6 protein-coding genes are annotated in these 24,943 nt (G+C 41.5%); all 6 read right to left on the bottom strand.

From position 1 onward, the window contains the following. Nucleotides 1–69: 69 nt before the first annotated feature. Nucleotides 70–5,484: a trifunctional serine/threonine-protein kinase/ATP-binding protein/sensor histidine kinase gene (locus AACU33_RS08505; RefSeq protein ID WP_096588101.1), complete on the bottom strand. Its 5,415-nt coding sequence runs from the start codon at nucleotides 5,482–5,484 to the stop codon at nucleotides 70–72. 185 nt (nucleotides 5,485–5,669) lie between these two features. After that, nucleotides 5,670–5,819 carry a hypothetical protein gene (locus tag AACU33_RS08500; protein WP_339375857.1) on the bottom strand — a complete coding sequence of 50 codons (150 nt, stop codon included), beginning with the start codon at nucleotides 5,817–5,819 and terminating at the stop codon, nucleotides 5,670–5,672. A 217-nt stretch (nucleotides 5,820–6,036) separates the two neighbouring features. Next, the gene (locus tag AACU33_RS08495; protein ID WP_096588100.1) at nucleotides 6,037–9,594 is read right to left on the bottom strand and encodes a DUF6519 domain-containing protein; all 3,558 of its coding nucleotides are present in this window, start codon (nucleotides 9,592–9,594) and stop codon (nucleotides 6,037–6,039) included. 12 nt (nucleotides 9,595–9,606) lie between these two features. Further along, nucleotides 9,607–14,547 (bottom strand): YCF48-related protein, encoded by a 4,941-nt coding sequence (locus AACU33_RS08490; RefSeq protein WP_096588099.1) that lies wholly within the window; start codon nucleotides 14,545–14,547, stop codon nucleotides 9,607–9,609. Next, complete coding sequence (locus AACU33_RS08485; protein ID WP_096588098.1) at nucleotides 14,544–22,439, bottom strand: putative baseplate assembly protein; 7,896 nt, start codon at nucleotides 22,437–22,439, stop codon at nucleotides 14,544–14,546. Before AACU33_RS08485 ends, AACU33_RS08490 begins: the two co-directional genes overlap by 4 nt. Continuing rightward, the gene (locus AACU33_RS08480; RefSeq protein WP_096588097.1) at nucleotides 22,436–24,943 is read right to left on the bottom strand and encodes a putative baseplate assembly protein; all 2,508 of its coding nucleotides are present in this window, start codon (nucleotides 24,941–24,943) and stop codon (nucleotides 22,436–22,438) included. The genes AACU33_RS08485 and AACU33_RS08480 overlap by 4 nt, the downstream gene beginning before the upstream one ends.

Below are 24,943 nucleotides of genomic sequence, written 5' to 3'. Positions count from 1 at the left end.
AGAGTTTGATAACTCTCAACAGGACTTACCCTTTGTTTAAGTCCTGTTTTTTAGCTAATGAAGAATCTTTCAAGAAAGAGGGAGAAAAATCTCAAATTCTGTTTCTTCTTTAGGCTGCGATCGCACAGTTAAAGTACCGCCATGTTGTTGGATAATTGCATAACTGACAAATAACCCCAAACCAGCACCGCGGCCTATGGGTTTTGTTGTAAAGAACGGGTCAAAAATTCGGTCTTGAATATTTACAGGAATCGTACTATCTGTATTGGCGATCGCAATTCGTAATTGTTTGTTGTCTCTCACTTCAGTGCGAATCCGAATTTCTGGATTTTCACTGCTTTCGGGATTATCTCGAATAGCATCAATCGCATTATTAATAATATTTAAGAGCACTTGATTCAGCTGACTAGGAGAGCAAGTCACCAAAGGTAAGCGGCCATACTCTTTAACCACTCGGACTTCGGGTTTATTTTCAGAGGCTTGCAAGCGATGGTGTAAAATTAACAACGTGCTTTCAATTCCACTATGTAAATCTACAGCTTTGATTTCTGCTTCATCCAAGCGAGAAAAGTTCCGTAAACTCAAGACTATCTGGCTGATGCGATCGCTGCCTACTTTCATCGATTGTAAAATTTGATTGACATCCTCAAACAGAAAATCAAGGTCAATTTCTTCATTCTTGGCTTGAATAGCTGGACTAGGTTGTGGATATTCTTGTTGATACAGTGTCAACAAACTCATCATGTCCTCAATATAATTTTCTGTATGCGTAAGATTACCCTTAATAAAACTAACTGGATTGTTAATTTCGTGAGCAATACCAGCGACCAGTTGACCAAGTGATGACATTTTCTCGCTGTGAATTAATTGCGCTTGAGTTTGTTGCAATTTTTTTAAGGTCTGCTCTAAATCTTGGGCTTTTTGGTTGAGCGCTTGGGTTTTGCGTTCCACCTCTGTTTCTAGGGTTTGAGAATAGTTTTGGGTTTGTTGATACAAACAAGCATTTTCCAGAGAGATGGCAGCTTGGCTAGTCAAAAGTTGTAGAATCTCGATGCGATCGCTAGTAAAAGCGCCTATGGTTAAGTTGTTTTCTAAGTACAAAATCCCGATGAGTTTTCCTTGTCGAATAATAGGAGTACACAAAACTGATTTTGGCTGATGGGTGATGAGGTAGCGATCGCCTGTAAATTGTGCTGAATCGCTCAAGTTTTCAAACACAGTTGTCTGTTGAGTCCGTACCACTGCATAAATCAAACTTTGGGGAATTTCTTGGTATTGATCCAGCGGAATTTCTAAGGTTTTTGCCCGTTGTCCATCGGCTTGAGCAACGACTACCCATTGTTCGTCTTGGCGCAGAACCAAATAACCGATTTGTGCGCCAGCATTAGCGATCGCAATCTGCATTAAAGTCGCTAACAGTTTGTCTAATTCAATTTCTTGTGATATTGCTTGTGCTGCTTTCATTACGGCAGGAAAATCTAACCATAAATCTTGGCTGCTATAGCTTTTAGTTACACCTCTCATCACAGTTGAGGCGATGGTTGCTTCAGTTGAGATAGCAAAGTTAGGCGGTTGGAGAATAGCCGCCAGTAGTTGTGGATATTGTTGTTCTAAATGGGCGACTTTTGCCTTTGCACCCCAACGGGCGTAGCAGTAGTAGGCTTGTTGCATATAGCCTGCGGCTACCTTTTCCTGATCCCAAGCAAGGTAAAACTTAGCAGCCAGTTCGTTAGCTAAAGCTTCTTCTTGGATATATTCGTTAGCTTTGGCTCCAGCGATCGCCTTGTCGTATAGCTTCTTAGCTTCTGCATTCTGTCCTAATACCCGGCATTTTTCAGCGGTGACTAAATCAACCTTATGTTGGTGATTCATCCGAGCATAGTCCGCCCAGTGCTGTTGCAGGTGCGATTGGTTTTGTTCCACTCGCTCTAATGCTGCTGATGTTTCCGGTGATTTCGGACTCAATTGTGCTAGAGCAATCAAAGAATCATAGAAATAAAACACTGCTTCACTAAACATTCCCCTCGCAGCCATTAAATAGCGCTTATCCTCAATTGCATGGCTTTTCGCTGATTCAATTTCCCCAAATAGGTAACACAGCATCAGCTTATACAAATGGAAGTTATACAACCCAGAAAAATTATGGGCACAGATCAATAGAGGCAGAAATTCTGCTTCTTGGAGCACTTCCCCAGATAAGGTAGTCGGATGCTCTGTATTCTGTAGCAAATTTAACATACACTGCCAATAGATTCGACAGTTATTAGCCGTTGTCAATTGATTCATTTGCACCAACCCATTGCAGTAAGCACGAGTCTCCTGTTCCAAGGTTGCAAGGGGCTGACTGCACCAAAAAGAATGAAAACAGAAAGCTTGAGCATTATATCCTGCATACTCCTGATTTCCTACTTCTAAGGCACTTGTATAGTTTTCTTGCAGGAGTGGCAGTATTTCTTTGAGGTGGGATTTGCGGTGTAAGATGAATATTGCCGCTGTCAGTAATACCCCTGGTTTGACAGCTTTGGCATCGAGTTTGGAGACGACAGCGAGTGCCAAATGACCAAACTTAACCCCTGTCTCGACATCGTGCTGCATATTACAAGCAATATTGCCATAAGAGGCGTAACTATGGGCTGAAACCGATGTATTTCCATATTGAATCGATAGCTTGACTGACAAACAAACCAGTAATGGATGGAAGGGAGAAGCAGAGAGGTAAGCAGCTGGCATAATGCTACTGGCGATCCGCAGAATGGCAATTTTTTCTCTATCCGTCATCGTTGGTAAGCGAACACAATCTGCAATTTCGCGATCGCCAATTAGTTGTTCAATGTCTGCAATTTCTTGTTGAATATCATTCTTTGTGGGTGTCTGCGGAAAGGTGATACCTAGCTGCTGTAATACTTGTTGACCAATGGTAATAGCTGTGTGCAGTTGATTCCGAGAGACATTTGAATGAATTCTAATTCGGTAAACATTGATCTGTTCTAGTAACGAATGCGTTTGTTTGATGACTGTTTCAATAAATTGTTCCATCGCCACAAAATCACCGCCTAGCCAAGCTAATTCAGCTGCTAAATCATGGAATTCTAGACTGATTTCATATTGACGTTGCCAAGGATTTTTTTCGAGTAAAGATAATCCAGTAGTAGCATATTCACGAGCAGCTTGATAAGCAGTAGCGCTTTTGGCTTTGCGACAAGCAATCAGATTAAGTTCAGCTAATTCATCTCGTTCTTTTTGTTCGGTAATTAAACTAGTTCCATAGTTTAATTGATTGACTACCTCAAAAATGCAGTCAACTCTTACTTCTTTTGATATCTTTTGGAGCAAAAGTTGTCCGATTTGGTAATGGGTGGATTGTTTTTGGTCTTCGGGAATCAGAGAATAGGCTGCTTGTTGGACGCGATCGTGCAGAAATCGATAAGCGACATTTTCGATGTTGCTAGTATTCGCATCTACCCGATCGGAATTGAGATAAAATTTATATACTTGACTTTGTGGCAGAATCAGACCTTCCTTTAAGGCTTTCCATAAAGCATTTGCCGCATCTGCTGGCGATTGTTCCCAAACGATCGCTAAAGTTGCTAAATCAAATTGATTGCCGATACAAGCCGCTAACTTAAGTACCTGTTGCGTTTCTTTTGGCAATTTCTGCAATTGCTGCGCCATAAATTCCACTACATCCTCAGTCAGGGAAAGCGCATTGATTTGGGTAATATCGCATTCCCAATAGCCTTGGTCATGATTAAATGTAATCTGCCCATCTTCGTGCAATGCTTTGAGAAACTGGGTGATAAAAAACGGATTTCCTTTGGTTTTGCGATTGATTAATTCTGTGAGGGGAAGCGATCGCTCTGTCAGACAATGTAATGTATCCGCAACTAACTGATTTGTGTCACTCAAGGCCAGGGGTGAAAGCGTAATTGTATTAACAGTTTTCTCTGCTTTCTTTAATTCCTCAACCATCAAGATAAACGGATGGGCAGGTTGTACTTCATTATCTCGATAAGCCCCGAACAATAGCAAATAGCTGTTATCCTGCATCAGGAGTTTAATCAACATCAAAGAAGCTGAATCTGCCCACTGTAAATCATCCAGAAACATCACTAATGGATGTTCTGGGGTGGTAAACACTGCAATAAATTTTTGGAACAATAAGTTAAAACGATTTTGTGCCGCAGTTCCTAATAATTCTGGCGCAAGAGGTTGCTTATCGATAATTCTTTCCAGTTCCGGAATTACCTCAATCAAAACTTGTCCATTATCGCCTACAGCTTCGAGAATCTTGGTTTTCCATTGTGCTAATTGCGCGTCAGATTCGGATAACAATTGCCCCATTAAATCTCGTAAAGCCTGCACAAATGCTAATAGGGGAATATTACGATTAAATTGGTCAAATTTTCCTTTAATAAAATATCCTTGCTGACGGGTAATTGGCTTGTGAACTTCATTGACTACCACAGTTTTGCCAATACCAGAAAATCCTGCCACTAGCATCATTTCGGATGTGCCATTAGCGACGCGCTCAAAAGCTTGCAGTAAGATTGCAACTTCTTTTTCTCGCCCATAGAGTTTTTCGCCAATCAGAAAGCGATCGCATACATCTCGCTGACCAATTTGAAAATATTCAACTTTACCAGTATCTTTTAGTTGAGATAAACAATTTTCTAAATCGTGATGTAATCCCAAAGCACTCTGATATCTATCTTCAGCATTTTTCGCCATCAATTTCATCACAATATTAGCAAGCACCTGTGGAATTTTTTCCCGCTTTTCTAATGCAGTTGGCATTTTTGCAATATGACAATGCACCAACTCCATCGGGTCATCAGATATAAATGGTAATTCTCCTGTTAATAATTCATAAAATGTCACGCCTAAAGAATAAAAATCGCTGCGGTAATCTATGCCTCGATTCATTCTCCCGGTTTGTTCGGGAGCAATATAAGCAAGGGTTCCTTCTAAAACATTAGGACTTTTAATTTCTTGGGTTTCTTTAGGCAACAGGGAGGCAATACTAAAGTCAATTAGTTGAATTTGTTTTGTTTGGGGATGAATCAGGATATTTGCAGGTTTGATATCTTTATGAATAACACGGTTTTGGTGTAAACCGTTGAGAATATTAGTTAATTGAATAGCGATCGCCAAAAATTCAACTAAAGTAATAGGAGTTTTTTTAATATATTCTCGTAAAGAAATTTCCCCCCGATCTTCCATCACTAAAATATAACCATTTCCATAGGTTTCTAACGATAAAGGATGAATAATACCAGGAATATTGAGATTTTTGCTAATAGTGTATTGATTACGAAATTGCAATAATTCATTGAAGCTGGGATATTCAGAAGTAAGAAGTTTAATGACTACTGCAAGTGATTCTTGCTCACGAATAGCTCGGTATACTCTAGTTCTGGAACCTGCATACAGTTGAGCGCTAATTTGATAGCCGGCAATAATAGGGGTGTAGCTCACATTAGACATTTATACTTACCTCATGGTGCAAGTTTGTTTTTGCTTCATGAAGTTAGTATGCCCATCTACTAGATCTTGATTAACTATCGGTAAAGGTTTAAAGTATCATTTGTTTCAATAGTAACTTAAAACTCAGCATATTTCGTTACATCGCTTTGCCGTGAATTCAAAATTAAAGACACACATAAATAAATTTAGGAGCTAGCGGCCGTAGCGATCGCGACTTGAGTAGCCTCTGCTGTGGGACCTGAAATACATTTTTTTGCTTCTCCATCATCAATCGCGTAGCGTCGTAAGCGAAGTGTGGCGATCTGGGAGCTTGTATCCTTTTTGTTTTCGGTCAATACTTCTGGCAGTAAACATCAATCTGAAAAAATATGACAAAATCTGAGGCTTTTATCGGCACATACCATATTCATAAAAGAAATTTTGAATTCGGTTCCTTGTTGGTTGTTAATCTCGATTGTGCCGTTAATCTGCTTCACCAAACCATATACCAGGTTGAGTCCCAAGGATTTAGCTTGATTAATATTAAAGTCATGGGTCAGATGTTTGATAGGATCAACCCCACCAGCTTTTTTGCTCTAAACTTTTGGTTTGCTGTGTTAATGCTACTATTTGTTTCTGCTGTTCTTCGACAAGATTAGTTAATTTTGCGATCGCTGCTTGTTGGTCTTTGACAGCTTTAGCTAATACCGCCACAATATTGAAAGGTTGCACTGCTGTTTTATCAGGAGATGCCAATACCTCTGGTACTTGTTCGGCAATAAATCCTAAATGCCATCTTTGCTCTGTGTCATTTTTGTAACTGTATTTAACAGGATTCAAACCTTTTAATATTTCATAAACTTCTTGCTGAGAAATTTCACTAATATTGTCTTTTAATTCTCTAGAAGAATCCTGAAATAAATTGCCATAAACTCTCACATTACCTTGTATATGTAGCTTTGTATCTAAATCGGGGCGAGATGTGCCAATTCCCACATTACCTGTGGAGGTAATAATAAACTGAGTGACACCGCTACTATCTGCTAGGCGAGTAATTGGCTGTTGATAGGTAAATTCTACTCCTGTGGCTGGTAATCCTGGGATAAAAGGAGCATTCACAGTTAAAGAAGTACCATTTGCGGCAATGCTAGTAATTAGTCTCGATTGATTTGTCGATCCATTGGTCACGGTGACTATATCACCAACGTTCAAATACTGATTAAATGACGTACCAGTGCTATTAACATTAATACCATTGCTAGAAATTTGGCTTTGACCTGGTAAAGGTGCTGCACCTTGATTGTGCAACCTGGCCAAAGGTCTAGCGACACCGATGCCTACATTACGATTAATCTGCAAGTTGTTAGCTTGCAAATTATTTATTTGGCTAGTACCTGTAACTTCTAAGTTAGCAGTTTTAGTTTTGTCAGTGACATTTAAATCATTAGCGATCGCTAACGAACCAGCAATACCACCATCCCCACGAATTTGGAAGCTATTAGCAGTAAATGTCTCAACTTCTAATGCCCCATTAATATTTAAGTCGGCAGTATTGAATCTACCATTGACTGTTAAATCGCGAGCGATCGTTAAAGAACCACTAATATTGCTATCCCCATTTATCTGTAAGCGATTACCAGTAAATGTGTCAGCTGCAAATGTACCTGTAACATTCAAGTTGGCAGTGGTAATTGTATCATTAACTGTGAGATTTTTGTTAATTGTGGTATCGTCGGTAATTTTAACTGTGCCTACAACTTCTAATTTTGTTTTTGGTTCAACTGTGCCAATACCAACGCTACCAAGTTCAGTGATGATTGTATTATTAACTGTTAAATTATTTGCGATATCTAACGAACCACCAATACTACTATCGCCCCGAATCTGTAAGTGATCGCCAATAAATGTATTAGCCTCAAATGTATCGGTAACATTCAATTTAGCGGTGGTAATTGTATCTGTAACTGTAAGACTTTTGTCAATTGTAGTATCTTCAGTAATTTTAACTTTACCGACTACTTCTAGTTTGGCTTTTGGTTCAACTGTGCCAATCCCAACATTACCCAAGGCAGTGGCGATTGTATTATTAACTTTTAAATTGTTAGCAATATCTAAAGAATCACCAATATTTAGGTTTTTATCGATTGTGGTATTGTCGGTAATTTTAACTGTACCTGCTACTTCTAGTTTAGCTTTTGGTTCAACTGTGCCAATCCCAACATTACCCAAGGCAGTGGCGATTGTATTATTAACTTTTAAATTGTTAGTAATATCTAAAGAATCACCAATAGTCAGGTTTTTATCGATTGTGGTATTGTCGGTAATTTTAACTGTACCTGCTACCTCTAGTTTGGCTTTTGGGTCAACTGTGCCAATCCCAACGTTACCAACAGAATTAATAATTAGTTGTGGTGTTCCCTCGTTGGATGTAAATATAGCAGTTGGGAAATTAGATATACCTGCTACTTCTAATTTTGCATTTGGTGCAACTGTGCCAATCCCAACGTTACCAAGAGCATTAATAATTAGTTGTGCTGTACCATCATTGGATGTAAATATAGCAGTGGGTAACTGATATTTAAAAGTCGTTCCTTGAGGGATGGCAGGAATCAAAGGAGGTGTAACAGTCAAGATTCCTGAAGCATCGTCAATCTTTGCGATCGCAATTTTTTGTTCGGGTTGTCCAGGTGTCGTAGTGGGAATAATGATATCACCTGCTTTGAGTTGCCCAATATATAATCCCTGAGTTTCAATGGTTGCTGGACTATCCTCTTTGCTAAAAAGAGTACTATCTTCTATAACTTGCTCTTGTTCACCCTGAACTTGCAATCTCGCTTGTGGTTTTTCTTTACTATCAAGTCCCACACCCAAAGAACCAGTTATTGAACCACCGGAAATATCTAACTTATTATTTTGAGCTGTTAGAGACTGAAATTTGGGACGTTTATCCTCAAGTCTGGAAAAGTTTGTACCGTTAAATGTTACTTTTGCTAATTGGCAATAGTGGTGTTTAATTCCTTGTGCTGCTTGCGGTTTACCAGACCAAGGAATTTGATCGATTCGTTGTTCGCTACGAACTGGTAATTGCCAGTAATCACCTGTTTGGTATAAATTCTCGGTATTAAATTGGACTTCAATTCCTGCTTCTAAAGTAATTGATTCAGCAGAATTAATCGGAATGGTTGCTTGGTCGCTATTACCAATGTTATCCCAACGCCGGACTTTTACTTTATTTTTATCAAAGTTAAAATAGTCTTTAGTGATGGGGTCGCCATCTACAGTATCCGGGTCAAAAGTTAACTGTCTACCAGATGTAGCAGATGTCAGGTGAACTAAAGTACCTGGTCGATTTTCTGATTCTCGGACTTCATCAGTAACTTCTATCCATTGTCCGGCAGCAAAAGATTGCAAATCATCACGACCAAAATTTTGGATGATTATGGTATTTTCTTTAATATTTGTAACCGCACTGACAATTGAGCCATTGTCACGCGACCACTTAAAAGTAGCTTGATTGTTATCGTCAACTTTGTGAATTTCTATACGATATAAGTGATTTCCTAACCCTTGGTCGCGAGCGATCGCACTACTGAGTCCTGAAATCGATTTAACATTAGCTGTGAGATATAGTTGGCGATTTTCATGTTTTTTTTGAAAATCTTCCCATTCTTTTTCGAGAATCAGTTGCACCTGAAAAACAGTTTGCGTGCGAGTCGCTGTATCAGGTACATTTACAAGAGCAATTTCGCGAATTTCTGGGTCGTCAATGGCAGTAATGAAACGTTGCCATACATCGAGATAAACTACATATTCAGATTCACCATCAGCTTTTGGTTTTTGATTGTAGTTGATTTCTTGTTCTAACTCACACAAAATGCCGTTAACATAAATATGTCCGGCGGAAATTGTTAACTCCTCTTGATTGTCTGTGGTTTGGATTTTAAAGCCACCGTTTGTTTCTGGAACACCAGAAACGCCAATCATATCTTGCAGTTGAATTTGATTGAGATAAGCCAGAATGTCAATTTGCTCATTCCAATCTGCATCTAATTGCAGTCTTCCCTGCTGCATCCGCACGCTAGTGTAATGCTTTTGTGGTTGAAATGTAGACCTGGTAAAATCGCCTTTCATTTTCCTCTCTCCTTAAGTCATGTAAAAAATGCCTAATTCCATACCAAAGCGCAAATACTCTTCCAGGCTATTCTGTAAGGCGGCGGCGCGTTGCGGTTGTTGTAAGTAGTTAAATACTCCCATCTCAGAACGGTCTTCTGCACCTGTTTGAATTTCTGGGGCGCAGGTTAAACTGAGTTGAGCATATCCTGGTTCGCCGTATACTTGTGAGGTGAACCTCGGTTGTAAGCGTTCAAGTACGATCAGCTTGACATCAAGATTATTTAAATTGCGATTAATAATTTTCCAGCGTGGCTCTTGCGGTGAAAAGTTTAAGATGCTACCAACAGTTGTACCAGCATAAACTTGTTGATTGTTAGTATTGATAACCAAACTAGCGATATCGCTTTGAGCTAAATCGTCAACATAAACTGCTTGCCAATTATTATCAGTATTTGTTGAACGCATTATTCTACCGTTAGCAGTACCAGCCAAAAGATAGCGATCGCAACTAAAGCGAGTACCAGGTGGTAAATTAGCACTGAAGGGGCTATCAATGATGAGTTCTGTATCAGAGATAATTTCTTTGATAGTCTTGGTTTGACCAAGGGCTGTAAATTGTTTATCTACCTGTAATTCACTATTAAATAGCGTTCCTACACCTGTGACTTGAGCCTCTTGACTACTAATCGTACCTGTAAGCGATCGCTCATCCACCAACAAAGAGGTAATAGCAGCTTTGAGGGAGTCGGTATAAATTTTTTGCCATGTGTCACCATTATCTACTGAGAGACAAATCAGCCCATCTTCTGTACCGGCAATTATCCCCCCAGTAGCATCACAAGCCAAAGTGGTAATTTGTCGGCTTGTCAAACCTCGATTTACCGCCTTCCAGCTACTATTATCTGAGGAAAAGCGAAAGACCCCACCGCCAGATGTACCAGCAAAAACTTTCCCTGTAGTGCTACTAGTTAAAGCTGTGATTTGCTGATTGGATAAATTGGTATTGACTGCTGTCCATCCTTTGCCAGTGTCACTAAAACTAAATATCCCGTCGCCAGCAGTACCAGCAAATAAGCGGGAAGTGGTGTCAGCAACTAAGGCGGTAATAGCTGTAGTTGTTGACTCAGGATTAATTTTTTCCCAATTCTCACCAGCATCTTTAGAAAGGAAAACTGCACCTTCAGATGTTCCGACAAAGTAGTAAATTTCCGTAGGAGACTTAGTATAAATAATTAGCGATGTAATGTTGGGTTGAGCTTGATTTACCTGTTGCCACTTTTGACCATTGTCACTGGAACTAAATATGCCATCACCTGCGATCGCAGCGAATATCTTACCATTTTGCGGGTGAATCGCTAAGGCAGCGATCGCCCCAGGTAGGCGATTTAACTCCTCTGCTAGTGCTAAATCTGGCTGACAACGGTAACGCCGGGGGGTATGTACATTTTCCGGGAGATAGGAAAAACGCACGCAACCTACTTGTCGCCGTTTTGCTGTAACTTTACCGTTAAAAATGCAATCACTAGCCTCTAATCTATGCACTACCGTATTGCCAAACACTGTTGTAGTTTTCAGGTCGGTAGCCGTATCGTTGCCGATTGCAGAGATAGCTAATCTATCGGTGTCAGCCCCTTTGTCTATAATGCTATCAACAATATTCAAGGCGGGTATAGTGCTAGATAAAGCAACGGGGCCGCAGATACTATGGTGAATAGTAATATTTAGTTGATGATTATCCAGGTCAATAGTGCTGTCAGAGGTTGCAGGGGGATAAAAGAAATTACAGGGGTCTACGGTTTGATTGCTAGAACTGGAATTATCATCTTCTGTTTGGGGATTTTGCCAGAATAAAATCCATTGTTGCAACGCCGATAAAACCCAGATAATTTGTTGCTTCACTAGCCGCGTTAGTTCCTCGACATTTTCTTGGGGAGAACGACTAGCCATTTTTTTCAGCAATTGAATTATCCTCAGAACCAAGTTAAGCACATACATAACCACAGCCATCAGCCAATCTTCTGTTTCTGCTTCTGGTTCGGGTGTTGGCTGTACGCTTTCTTCAACTACTAGACCACCTTTGTCGGGAACTAGGGTGGAATGGATAATATGCAAGCGTTTGAGATTTCCTGGCAATACAGTTAATTTACCTTCTACCAGCAGACCTTCTACAGTTAACTCTCCGGCTAGGCTTGTTTCATGGGGAATTATCCCCCGCACAAATAAGTTACCTCGCAGATGAGGGCGATCGCCATTTGCACCCATAATATAGAGATGCTTTTCGGCAGGTATGATGATATTGGCATCTCCTATGTAGCTGTGGTTGTCTCGCAGGGTTATCACCCCTGTATCTGCATTTTCGGGTTCTACTGGTACAACCCCTAGTTGTTTACGCCTTCTTCTGGGTCTAGGGGAAACAATTTCGATGTTTTGCCACCCTTGTCCTAACTGGCGAGAAATAAACAACATCAAAGTTTGATGGGGATAGCTACTGAGATCAAGACGACAGGCTTTTTTCAACCGAATTACCTGGTTATTGCTATCTAGCGCTGTTCCTGGGGAAATTTCCACTTGGGTAGCATTATTAACAAGCGTGACATCTAAACCTTGCACAATACCGGGACGACATAAAACCCTAACTTTAGTATCGGGTGAATTAATAATGTTGCCTTTAGCATCCAAACTCAAGCTAGCTAAAGGAATCGCTGTATCTGGAACAGCACCGAAGGAAAAGGCTTGCACTTGCCATTTAGGAAGAAATGGTTGTTCGCTATAAGAAACTCCCAAGACTACAGTTTGCCCTGCATAGCGTCTGAGGTAAGTACGGTGGTTAAGATTCAGTTCGATGTAGCGACCTTGTTTATCAATCGCCTTTCCTGGGGCAATAGTAGCAGTGCATGAGCCGATATTTGCAGTCACAGTTAAACCCTCAATCACCCCTGGCGGACAGGTAATGCGATTGGATGAATTTAACTTATCAATCTTCACGTGGGGAACTTCCAGATAGGCCAAGCGGATGTAAGTTGTTTGTGGGTAGTTTTTGATCTCAGCTTCTAGAACTACCTTGATTATCCCAGAGAAGCCAATAACCAAATATACAGTTTGATTTTGGTAGGGTTTGAGGTCAACTTGTTGATTTTTTTTGAGGATAATCATCCTACCTTTGCTATCCACAGCCACCCCAGCTTTCACCACCGCCGCCATCGCTGGGTTAGCACGATAGTATAAAATTCCTTTGGCTGTTTCTTGGTTATTAGATGTGCCAGGATTGAGGATAACATCCAAACCACTAATAATTCCAGCTTTAAAGGATGGGCGAGTATTGGTATCAGAAACACTCTGAATGCCACCAGCTTCTATAACTAAGTTCTTCAGCAAAATGAAAGACCCTGGTGGGTAACTCTCAAACGTTACCTCCGGAAGTAAAGAAATCTCATAGTTGCGTTCATCTTGAGCTGCACGATAAGCAATTACTAAACACAAATTTACTGGTTTGGTGGGATTTTGCTGCTTTTTTAAATCTATCTGCTGGATTTCATCAACTATCAGCAAGCGTCCCTGTCCATCCAAAGCTTTACCAGGGCTGACAAATATCTCTGTATCTCCTGGGTTTGCTACTACCGTTAAACCACTCACAATCCCTGAAATAGCAGCAGGACGTAAGGTATCATCAACTTGTGGCACAATTCTGACTTGAGAAGTTTTGAGCTGGGCTAATGCTAAACAAGTTTTCTCGCGGTATCCTTGCCATGCGGTAACTGTTTGATTCCAAATTTCTACGGCTTGGGCTAAGGGGTTGTCTATTGCAGATTTATCTTGTTCAATTTCCCAACTCAAGACATCAACAGCACTGGGTAGGATGCGGAGTTGACTGTCGCCTCGTTCTAGGGGAACAGTTCGGTCATAGGGGCCACCACCAATATCACCACTGAAACCATAGGCATAACTTACTTCTACTTGGCTGGGGACTGTTCTATCTAAAAAGGCTAACCGTCCTTGTTCTGGATCGATCGCCACAACTTTGTTAATGTTTTGAGGAAGTTGCCAATCTGTAGAATTTTCTTGATCTGGTAAAGTTGCGATCGCAATTTCATCTAAGGATAGAGGCTGACGTTGACCATTGATGAAAACTTGCAATGCGGGCTGATTTAAATTACCAAAGTAACCGTTATTAATAATTGGCGTACCATTCAACAAGTCTTGCTCGCGGGCTTTGAGTTCGTTACTCAAAAGTAAAATTCGCAGCTTTGCTGGTACGTTAATTTCTGCTGCTAATCCCGTAATTTCTGTTTCTGGTTGCGGCTGATTAAATAGGGGAATATTAGTGTAGCCAAGAGGATTAAAAGTATAGCGGCGTTCATCAATAGCAAATGCTGTACCTCTTTCAATTGGATAAGTTTGCAATCGCCACAGAAATAAACCGATATTCGCTAGATTATAGCGACCTTGATTGCTCTGAATCGACCCTACTTGAGCTGTGTAGCCAGCTTGTTGTTCAAAAGGACTACCAAGCAAGTCAATTTGGTCAACTTCGCGCACATTAACAAAGCCATTTGTTGTCCGTACACAATCGATATTTTGCGTAGTGGCGAGTAATTTAAAAAACTCTACTGCCCGTCCTCGCCAACCTGTTAAATCTCGCGCTAGTTGTTCGATTACGGGTGCTGTGCCTTTACGTCTTCTATAGGAAAGGATATTGGCTACATAGGCTCGTCGCTCCTGTAGTCCGTAAGTTTGAGCGCTATCGGTATAAATTTCTTGGGCATCGAGCAGGTCGCCGATATAAGGTACAACCCATTCGGCACAGGTTTCAATAAACCAGTTTTCATATAAATTATCAATATCTGCATTGACAATCTGCAATTGCGATTCAACAACCGCCAGCAGGGCGCGTAAGGTTTCTGTTTCTCCTTTTTCTGCCGTGCGGTAAATAGCTGGCAGCAGATTATACAAGCGTTCTATAGGCTGGTTCATGATATGGCCTCAAGTTTCAGCGTCATACCTTTAGGATTGAGCAATAACAACTGTGCTGGTTTAATTTGATTAGTGGTGACATCAAAACGGGCTAACAGGGCGGGGATGGAGTCAGCTAAGGTTTTACTAAATTGCTGACGATACAAAGCATCCAGATCTACAGCTACTACCCCTGTGATATTTTGGATGAATGCGATCGCTTCTGATGCATTCACGCCTTGACCAAAGCTGCGATTCGCAAAGGCAAATTTTTCACTCAAAGCTTGGCGGATTTCTGTCTCTAATTTCTCTGCTTTGTAACGCCCATCGAATTGAATTGTTGCTTCTAAATTAAACAATAGTTGTTCGTAGCTATCTACTTGCACTTGTTGTAAGGGGTCGCGTGCACCATCAATCGCTTGCAGTAGGGCTTCATATAAACTAGAGGTAGTAGCGATCGCGTCGCCATTGCTACCTGCAACTGTAATATGTACTATCTGACTATTTCCATTCCACAATGCCACGGCTTTGGCTTTACCAATACCGGCAAAGGTAGCAGCAAAATCTTCAAAGTCTCGCAGAGATACAATTCTATCTAAGGTACGTACTGTAGCTGGGGCTTTACTACGGGCTGTTTCCAAGGTTTCTTGGTCTACACCACCAGTAGCGGGTAAGGGATTGGTAACTTCTTTAATCCCCAAAGGTCGGGTTTTTAATAAAGACAAGCTTTCTGTACTCACATTCCCCGCCGCACCAATACCACTGCGGTAGGTAGCGGTGATATTTTCTTGTCCGCTAGGTAAACGCGCGCCATTTTTACTATCCCCAAAGATGACGGTAGTTGTGCCATCGTCCTCGATGCGGACAATATAACTTTGGGATTTGTCATCTAGGGAATATAAAGATGGTACTTCTTGCCAACGCACATCATTCACATATACTTGCAATGTACTTTCATTACCTGTAGCGGTGGGGGCTGGTGTATAGGTCAGGGGTGGTTTTTTCAAGGCAAAGCTTTGATTATCTGTAGTCCCATCACCACTTCCTAACACTTCGTTGGCTACTGTTTCGCCATGTGTTGCTCGTACCACATTACCGTAGATACGCACCGTTTCCGGATCGTAACTGCCTTTTAATGGCTGGGTTAATTTCAAGATGGGCAGTTTTTGATCTATAGGGGGAATTTGAATGATTGCGACTTCGCTGAAGGTTGGGTCTTCTTTAGTTGCGGGTTGTAGGGCAATATCTTGGGGGTTTGTAGTCGTCGCCAAGCCAATAAAGCCATTTCTGTCTTGTAATTGCCAGCGTTGGGCATTTTCTCCGGCTGCGGGAAGGGGTACAGGAGGCGCTACAACCCACAGTAGGTCGTTGGGTTTGACTTCAGCGACAGTAAAGCCATCATCTGAGAGCAAAATACCCACACCACCCACCATAATATTCGATTGAGTAATTGCGATCGCTCTCACATCGGTACTCGCCAAACCAACGGGTACAGCCTCCCAAGTCTTACCACCATCGGTAGAACGGAAAACGCCACCTCTAGCTGTCCCAGCAAAAATATCTAGGTTTTCTGGATTTACCTCTAGACAGCGAATCTCTAATAAAGCTGTTTCTTCGCCACTGGCTAATTCCCAAGTTTCACCATTGTTCTGGGAGCGAAAGATACCACTACCTGCGGTGCCAGCAAATAGGTAAGTTTTGCTAAAAGCTGACTCAGCAGGCAAATCGTTCCAAGTAGTATCAACGGTCAGTTCAGTATCTGATGTAATACTGGTGACTATTTTACTTTGTTTGTGAGATGCGATCGCTTCACCAATTCGTAGTTCTTGGGTAAACTTCGTTCCCACACCGATGACTGTGGTTTCATTGATGATGGAAATCGTCCCTGACAATGGTTGAGTATATGTCAGCAAGGCAGTAATATTTTTGCTGGTCAAACCCGTATTTACTGTAAATGTTGTTCCCAAGGGTAAATCGGGGCGAAAAGCATTATTCACTGTGAGGGTAGTATCATTGGTAATCGCAGTGATGATTCTTATCTGTTCGGCGGCGGTAATTTTGCCACCTACTTTGAGTTCTGTAGTAAATAATGTTCCTACTCCCGTGACATTTGTACCCTTACTAGAAATTGCACTTGTCCCTGGCTTTTCTAGAAGTAGTTGCTCCCATCCGTTACCACCGTTAATTGAGCGAAAAATACCGTTGCTGGTCGTCCCTGCAAATATATATTGATTCTCAGAATTAACCGCCAGTGCCTTGACATCAATATCTAATAATCCGCTAAAATTCCAGCGATCGCCTGAATTGGTGGTCACGAAAATACCGCCATTGCCTGTGGCTGCAAATAGTTTCTGATTCAGACTAGCTAGCGCTTGAACATTACCATGAGTCAAACCTGTATTAATTTTCTGCCAATTTTGCCCAAAGTCTTCAGAGCGAAACATTCCCTCACTAGTACCAGCAAATAACAGATTACTCCCACTCATAACAGTCAGCACCTGCACGATTTTGTTTGTTAAACCTTCATTTACAGGTTCCCAATATGCACCATTATCAATAGAGCGAAAAACACCATCACTATTACCAGCAAATAGGTAGATGCAATCGCTTGTTTTTGCAAAAGTTAAAGCTTGAATTTGGGGTAAAGATAAGCCTTGATTACTGCGTTCCCATTGAGTTTGTTGCCAATTTTTGCCATTGTCAGTAGAGTGAAATACTCCTTTGCTAGTACCTGCAAATAGTTCTTTACTTTCTTCCCGAATTACCAGCGACCATACTGGTTGCTCTAACAATCCGGTATTAACTGGTAGCCAAAATTTATCTTGTTCAAGGTAACGAAATACTCCTCGCTTCTCTGTACCAACAAACAACAACCTAACGCTAGTATTAGCAGCCAAAGAACGAATATTGAGATCTGAAAGATTGGTATTAAATGGTTGCCAATGTTCTCCATTATCGGTAGAACGAAAAACCCCACTACCATCTGTACCAGCCAAGATATCATTTTGATCGATTAGCAAAGCAGTAATATTTATATTTGTCAGACCTGTATTGACAATGAAGTTTGTACCCGTTGGTAACTCTGGCGAAAATGCAGTCTCGATAATACAAGAATTATCTGAATTAATTGCATGAATTTTACTAGTTTGATTGGCAGCGATGATGATATCACCTGGACGTAATTCTTGATTAAATAAAGTTCCTAATCCAGTGACGGTGGTCTTGCTACTGGAAATTGTACCTGTTCCCTGTTTTGTAACAGTAAAATGCCGCCAGTTAGCACCATTATCTGTAGAGCGATAGATTCCATTATTTGCAGTTCCAGCAAACAGATGATTATTACTATAGTTAATAACTAGTGCTTGAATATTTTCTTGATTTAAGCCAATCTGCCGCCATTTTCTCTGGTTAATAATATACTCATAAATACCTCTATCCTCTGTGCCAGCAAATAAAATTCCCCTATCTCTATTAATTGCTAGTGCTTGGATATTTTTTATATTATCAACTAGAGGTTTCCAGGTCTGACCATCATCGATAGATTGCCAAACTCCTGTTTTCGTACCAGCAAATAGTGTAGTAATTTTAAAGGGAGTTTTTATTTTGAGATTTTTACTAAAGGGAATATCAATATTGAAAATTGGTTGATTGGGATTGCTGGTATCAAGGACTGTAACAATTTTTCTAGTTTGAGTAAATTCTGTCTCTGCTTCTACCACAGTAATATTTATCCCAACTTGTAGTTCTTGCTCAAGCGCCGATAAAGGAAAAAAAGTTACCTTTGTATCTTGTTCTCGAACGGAAAGTGTACCACCCTCTCTTGTGTAAATTGATAGGGAAGTAACTTCTTGATTCTGCAATTCAGGAATTATCTGCCAATTCTTGCCGCGATCGCTAGAACGAAAGACACCATTTTTAGTACTAGCAAACAAGTTCCCATTGCCATCAGTTAATAGTGTTTTGACTTCCTGTTTACCTAACCCTTGATTGCGGGGTTCCCAATTTAAAGAATGGAAAAATCCACCCACATTAATTTGAGCGCGTATTCGCTTACCACTAACTAACAATGTTTGTTGGGCTTGTAAACCAGTGATAAACTGATTGAGATAAATTTCATTATTATAGATGGGTTCTTGAAGAATTTTATTTTGTTGAACTGTAACTGTGAGGCGTTCTTCAGCTAGTGCTAAAGGTTCGCTCTGACTTAACACTAGAGTTTTGCGCAATTCAAAATCAAATATATTATTAATTGGATTGCTAAGTAAAACCCTCGTAAGTTTAGTGTCTAAGAGAAAATCGCGGCGTGAGATATTTGCTGTGCTTTCTACCAAACTGGCTTGGAAATGATTGTCATTTACTAATACAATCCAACTGTCTGCCAAAATTGTTGGGTATAAAGTATCTAGGTCTATTTCTCGGTCGGAAATTTGAAAATTAGGCCATTCGTTTTCAACAAAGCCAGCAAATAGCGTACCTGCAAATAAGTTTTTACTGATGAAACTTGTTCCGTTATCTAATTCTGGAATAAAAGCATCATCAACTATTAACACAGTATCGGAATTAATTTCGTTGATAGTCTTAGTTTGCCCAGCCGCAGCGATGATATCACCTTTTTTCAGTTCTTTAGTAAAGGATGTGGCGATTCCAGTGACTTTAGTTTCTTTGCTAGAAATTGTCCCAGTTCTAGATATATATGCAGCTAATGATGTCACATGACTTTGCGAGAAACCTTGACTGATTTGCATCCATCTTTGATTGGAATTGTTGGGATTAATTGCTAATAAAAATATTCCTCCAGTTGTGCCAGTGATTAAATTAGTAGTATTTGTATGAGAATCAATATAGGTTGTCAGTGCAGTAATATCTTGATTAGTTAAATCTTGATTAATCGGTTTCCAGCTATTGCCATTATCAGTAGAAACAGAGACACCATTGCCTGCTGTGCCAGCAAAGATAGAAGTGTTGCTAGTAATTGTAAAGGGTGTACCTGCTACTAAATTAGAATAGAAAGCATCATCAACGGTGAGGTTTGTATCGCTACTAATTGCAGTGACAATTTTGCTTTGACCTGCGGCGTTGATGAGAGAGCCAACTTTTAGTTCTGTGTTGAATTTAGTACCAGTACCTAAAACTGCCAAATTACCAATTGTTCCAGTACCTTTACGTGTAACAACAAAGGATGTATTTTCTGGAATATTGGGACTAAAAGCAGTATCTATTGTGGCTGAAGTATGATCGTCGCTAATACTTGTAATAATCCGAGTTTGACCTGCGGCTGTAATTGTGTCACCAATTCGCAATTGTGTATTGAAGTTTGCGCCATTGCCAGTAATATTTGTGCTATCGCTAACAATTGTGTTGGAATTTTGGCGCGTCACCCAGAACAATGTACCAGCAGGAACGGGAGGATTGATTGCAGCATTAATCTTGACTTCGTTATTACTATTTATCGCAGTTACAGTTCGGTTTTCACATATTACTATGCGATCGCCAACCCCTATTGTGGTGAAATTAGTATCAATACCGCTAATATTTGTACCATTACTCGCGATCGCACCTCGACCTTTACGTGTCACAACAAAGGATGTATTTGCTGGGATATCTGGTTTAAAACCATTATCGATTGTAGCTGAAGTATCATTAGCAATACTTGTAATAATCCGAGTTTGGTCTGCGGCGGTAATTGCGTCCCCAATTCGCAACTTAGTACTGAATTCTGTGTCATTCCCATTAATGGTATTACTATTACTAGAAATCGTGCCTTTACCTTGATGAATAATTACAAAAGACGTACCTGCTGGGATATCTAAACTGAAAGGACTATTGATAGTTAGTTGAGTATCTGAAACTACATTCGTGACAGTTCGGTTGAGATTGGGTACGGTAATTGTATCGCCAACTTGCAATTCTGTAGAAAAGTTTGTCGCCACACCTATTAAGGTAGTGCCATCAATAGCTATAGTACCTGTTCCAGTCCATACACCAGCAGCTAGCGCCGTGACATCTTGATTTTGTAAACCACGTTGGCTAAACTCTGTCCAATTATTACCATAATCACTGGAGCGAAAAATCCCATTATCAGTACCCGCAAAGATGTAGGTTTTACTAGCAGGAATGATGAGAAAGGAAGCTGCGGTAGTAATTTGAGGATCGAAAGCTTTATCAATGGTGAGTTGAGAATCGTTTGTAATGGCTTTGATAATTCTGACTTGATTTGATGCTGCGATCGCATCTCCAATTCTCAATTCTGTGTTAAATTTTGTCCCTACACCCGTGACTGTTGTACTACTACTGGTAATTGTTCCTGTACCAGCGCTAGTGGTATGTACAATCAACAAAGAGCGAACCGATCTATTCAGTAAACCTTTAAGTTCCCAATTCTTCCCCTGGTCAACAGAAAGATAGATACCGTCATCAGTTCCCGCAAAGATATAAGTTCCGCCTTTAAAATAGGCTGTCCCTGGAGGTAGGGTGTTGCGAAACCGAGTATTGATTGTGAGTGCAGTGTCAGAAGTAATGCTATCAACAATCCTGGTTTGACCAGCAGCAGCGATGATGTCACCCGGTTTCAAAGCTGCGGTGAAATTTGTGCCACTGACGGTAGTAATATTACTAGAAATTGTCCCAGGTAACTGTGTTAGCGGTTCTGGTGTGTAAGCCAATAACGACCGAATGACAGTGTTTGGCAACCCTGTATTCACCGCTTCTACTTGATTGTTATCCTTGGGTTCAACTCGTACTGAACCAGTACCAATCGGATTCCAGTTTTCACCCTCGTCTTTTGACTGAAATACACCACCGTTAGCAGTACCAGCAAATACGCATCCTAATTCATCAACCCACAGACATTGAATGTTTTGATTGGTTAAGCCAGTATTGACTGCTGACCAAGTTTGCCCGTTATCTAAAGAACGAAAAATCCCACTCCCTGTAGTTCCCGCAAAGAGATATCCGCGTTGATTCACAGCCAGACAGCGAATATCAATTGTTGGTAAAAGACTCTTGGGATCTGCTATATCTCCACTTCTTGCAATCCAACTACTACTCTGTTCGTCAAGGCGGAACACACCACCGCGAATTGTACCGCCATTGGCACGTTTGATTTCATTGGGTAAGCTATCCCAACGAGGGGCATTATTGCCAAAAAGTGCGGCTTGTTTGCGAAAAGCAAAGACTTTAGGGCTACGCAGGGGTGCGGCGATTTGTATTGAATCTTCCCAAGTTACAAGGGTAGATCCTGCTTCTGGTACTGATACGACATCTTTCAAGGTCAAAAGATAGCGATCGCTATTTTGCCCTTGTTCATCTATTAAAAGAATGCGATCGCCTGCTGCTAACTTAGTGTTAGTTCCTTGTAAATAAATTTGCTGAGTAGTGTCAGTAATTTCTTGGGGTTTGCTGGCTCTAGGCTGGAGGGTATTCCAATCGACACGAGCGATAATAGTACTTTCAGTCTCAAAGGTTTGGGATTTTTCACCTTCACCGGGAATACTTTGAATGACTGTGCCTTTTGGTACGGTAGCTACAAGAGGACTACCAGGAGAATCGTCTACGATAAAGGCTAAATATGTACTTGCAGCTACCCCCGGATTGAGTTCGTAACCAATAGCACGTGCTAATTCCAACACGGAGAGGCGTTCGGTGGCAGTTCGCAGATAGCCTTCGTTGGCAATGCGCTCTTGATAAAATGTCAGCACATCACCAACCATAGCCCAAGCATCTAAAAGCGCGATCGCCGGATCGTCACTGGCACGGGTAGTAAGTTTCGCCAGAGGTCTACTACCATTGATTTCCTGAGATAGCAGCGATAGCAAATACTTGCGGAAGCTGGTATAGTCACCGATGCGGTAAAGTATACTGGGCAACCCTGGTCGGTTGTAGAGCTGCTTGGGAAAGTCTTTAGCATCGCTCATAGTCCACCCTCCATATCAAACTCAATTCTGCCGTTTTCTGGGGCGCTGGGGTCGTTGTCTACGCGGATGATTTCTAGAGGTGCGACAGTAATCGCTCCGGTTTCGCGTTCGTTGCGTGCAGGTTGTCCCCAGCGTTTAAACCGAGTTACATTCACTGATTCCACGCCAGTTACTTTGATTGCCTGGGCAATTACCTGGCTGAGATAAACTGGTTGGGCAAAGCTAAATCTGTCGGGATTAAAAAAGCCTGGTTGCCCATCTGGTAAAACGGTGTTGTTAAAGGTTTCTAGTAATGCGGCTTTGACGTTACTGCGGAAATAATCAGCGGCGACACGTACTGTCATCGCAATATCCAGGGGTATAAATTGCGGCGCGTTAATTTCCAGATCGTGCCCTGCTAACCGAAAGCGTTCAAGAAACTGAGATAATTGCTGTTTAAAGGTGTCATCGAGTTGTCGCCCCTCTTTGCGGTCTACAGTGATGAAAATCGTATACCAACTACCAGTCCAACGTCGGGTAGCAACTGCCTTTTGCACGCCAGGAAAGCGTTCGGTAATTTTGGCATAGTCATCGGCGGTAACGGCGCGTTGTTGTTCGCGAAAGGCTTGCGGTGCTAATAATCGGACTTGCTCAATCGATTCTGGTTCTATACCACCTTCGGCGGGTAGGGGATTGTTAATATTGGCGATCGCATTCTTACTATCAATACGAGGGAGGAAAATATGCCGGATCGCATCTGCTCCTACATTTCCCACCCGTCCATTGCCAAAACGATAAGTAGCCCAGAATTTAGTGCCTGGTTCTGGTCGCTTACCTAAAGCATCATCGCCAAAGCGCAAATAGGCGCGACCGTCATCTTCAGTTTCTACTACAAAATCACGCGCAAAGCGATCGCTATTCAGTAAATCGTATTGGGGATACCAACGAAATTCTCCATCGTCATTTTGCTCCTGCAACCAAATGCTAGGGCGGACATCCCGCATTTGCCATTGTTGGGCAGACTTGGCTGATGCTTTCGGGTCAAAAGCTACCCAGCGATTGTTTCCATCTAACACCCGCCCTTGTTGAGTTAATGGCCCTTTTTGTAAGCGTGGGCGATATTTACCAATATTTGGGACTTCGGGCAGCTTTTCGTTAAATACAATCTCTTCCTTAGTGTCTAATTGCGGCACTGTCAAACCGTGGTCAACTAAAACCACATTGCCCCAGGCTACACTGACCTCTGTAATTTCTCGGTCATTAATTACAGTGGAAATCACCAGAGGAAAGGGTAAAGCATCTTCCGCTGACCATTCAATTTCTAATATGTAATTGCCAAATAGGGGGTCTTGCTTACCTTCCACTCGTGTCAACCGGACGGGATGGCGGTGTCTGGGGTCGGCATCTGCGGGTACGCCACTCTCAACTCCTTTAACCTCGGCAAAAATGAGTACATCATCCTTAACGAGATATTTTTCCTTGTACAGTACACCTTCAGGATCTTTTAAGGTGGCTTGGGTTGCACCTATGGGTAAAGTACATTGATTATCTCCCCAAGTATAAAAATCCAGTAAGTTGGTTTCCTGATGCACGGTGATATCGTGCATGGCTTCAAATACCAAAGCCCCAGCATTCAGTGCTGTTCTCAACTCGGTTACAGACTCCAACACTGAATTTAAGCCTTCAACTCTCGTCAGGAATTGCGTACCGGGACGATTTTCTTGAGGTGAAGGCCCCAGCAGCTTGATTCCTGAAGACGACTTTTGTACTTGTATGGCTACCCAAGTCCGGGCATTGCAACCATCGTGAAGAAAATAATCGAGTAGGCGGGCATGACGGCGAATCGAAACTCGGCGGCGGGCTGTATTTAAATAGGCTTCGGTAGCTACGGCATCTTGATAATAGCTGAGGGAGTCGGCAGCATAGGCTAGTACTTCTACCAACATAATGCCGAGATCTGCCGGACTGCGTTCTAACCATTGAGGCGCAGTTACAGACAGGCGATCCAGCATCAGCTGCCGGAAGCTAGCATAATCTTTGGCGAGGTAGTCAATTACTGGGGTAGGTTCAGCTTTGGGCGGTGGTGATGGACTGGGCTGACAATCAAACTCGCTTTGTGATTCGACTCGAAACGAAAAATTTACTTGCGCTAACTGGGGATCAAATCCCAAAGGTGGCGCAGAATTTGATGAAGAGGTAACTAAACGCAGTGTATAAGTAGAGAAATCACCGCGATCGCTTAGTTTAACAGTCAGAACATTTGCCCAAGCACTGAGTGCGATCGCTTGTACATTCCGCAGGCGTTGACCACCGCTAATCTCTACATTCAGTTCGTTCAATACCGGCGATGAGGGTACTCCGTTGTCCTGACCGGGCAAGGGATGGATAAAATAAACGCTCAGGATATTGCCACTTGGGGATACTTCCAAATAGTCAATGCCATTGAGAAAGCGGCCATCGACTCCCTTATTTTCCCGGACTTGAGTCCGGCGTTGCTGGTTTTTGCAATGGTACTGGACAACCAT

Origin of the sequence: Calothrix sp. NIES-2098 (assembly GCF_963875125.1) — a bacterium.
In the GTDB taxonomy this organism is placed as follows: domain Bacteria; phylum Cyanobacteriota; class Cyanobacteriia; order Cyanobacteriales; family Nostocaceae; genus Aulosira.
The sequence above is the reverse complement of the archived record's forward strand: the minus strand, read 5'-3'. Positions and strand labels throughout refer to the sequence as shown.

What these genes read in the sequence shown, in the direction of transcription:
- AACU33_RS08495 (WP_096588100.1), bottom strand. Translation starts at nt 9,594, where the DNA reads ATGAAAGGCGATTTTACCAGGTCTACATTTCAACCACAAAAGCATTAC.
- AACU33_RS08485 (WP_096588098.1), bottom strand. Translation starts at nt 22,439, where the DNA reads ATGAGCGATGCTAAAGACTTTCCCAAGCAGCTCTACAACCGACCAGGG.
- AACU33_RS08490 (WP_096588099.1), bottom strand. Translation starts at nt 14,547, where the DNA reads ATGAACCAGCCTATAGAACGCTTGTATAATCTGCTGCCAGCTATTTAC.
- AACU33_RS08505 (WP_096588101.1), bottom strand. Translation starts at nt 5,484, where the DNA reads ATGTCTAATGTGAGCTACACCCCTATTATTGCCGGCTATCAAATTAGC.
- AACU33_RS08480 (WP_096588097.1), bottom strand. Translation starts at nt 24,943, where the DNA reads ATGGTTGTCCAGTACCATTGCAAAAACCAGCAACGCCGGACTCAAGTC.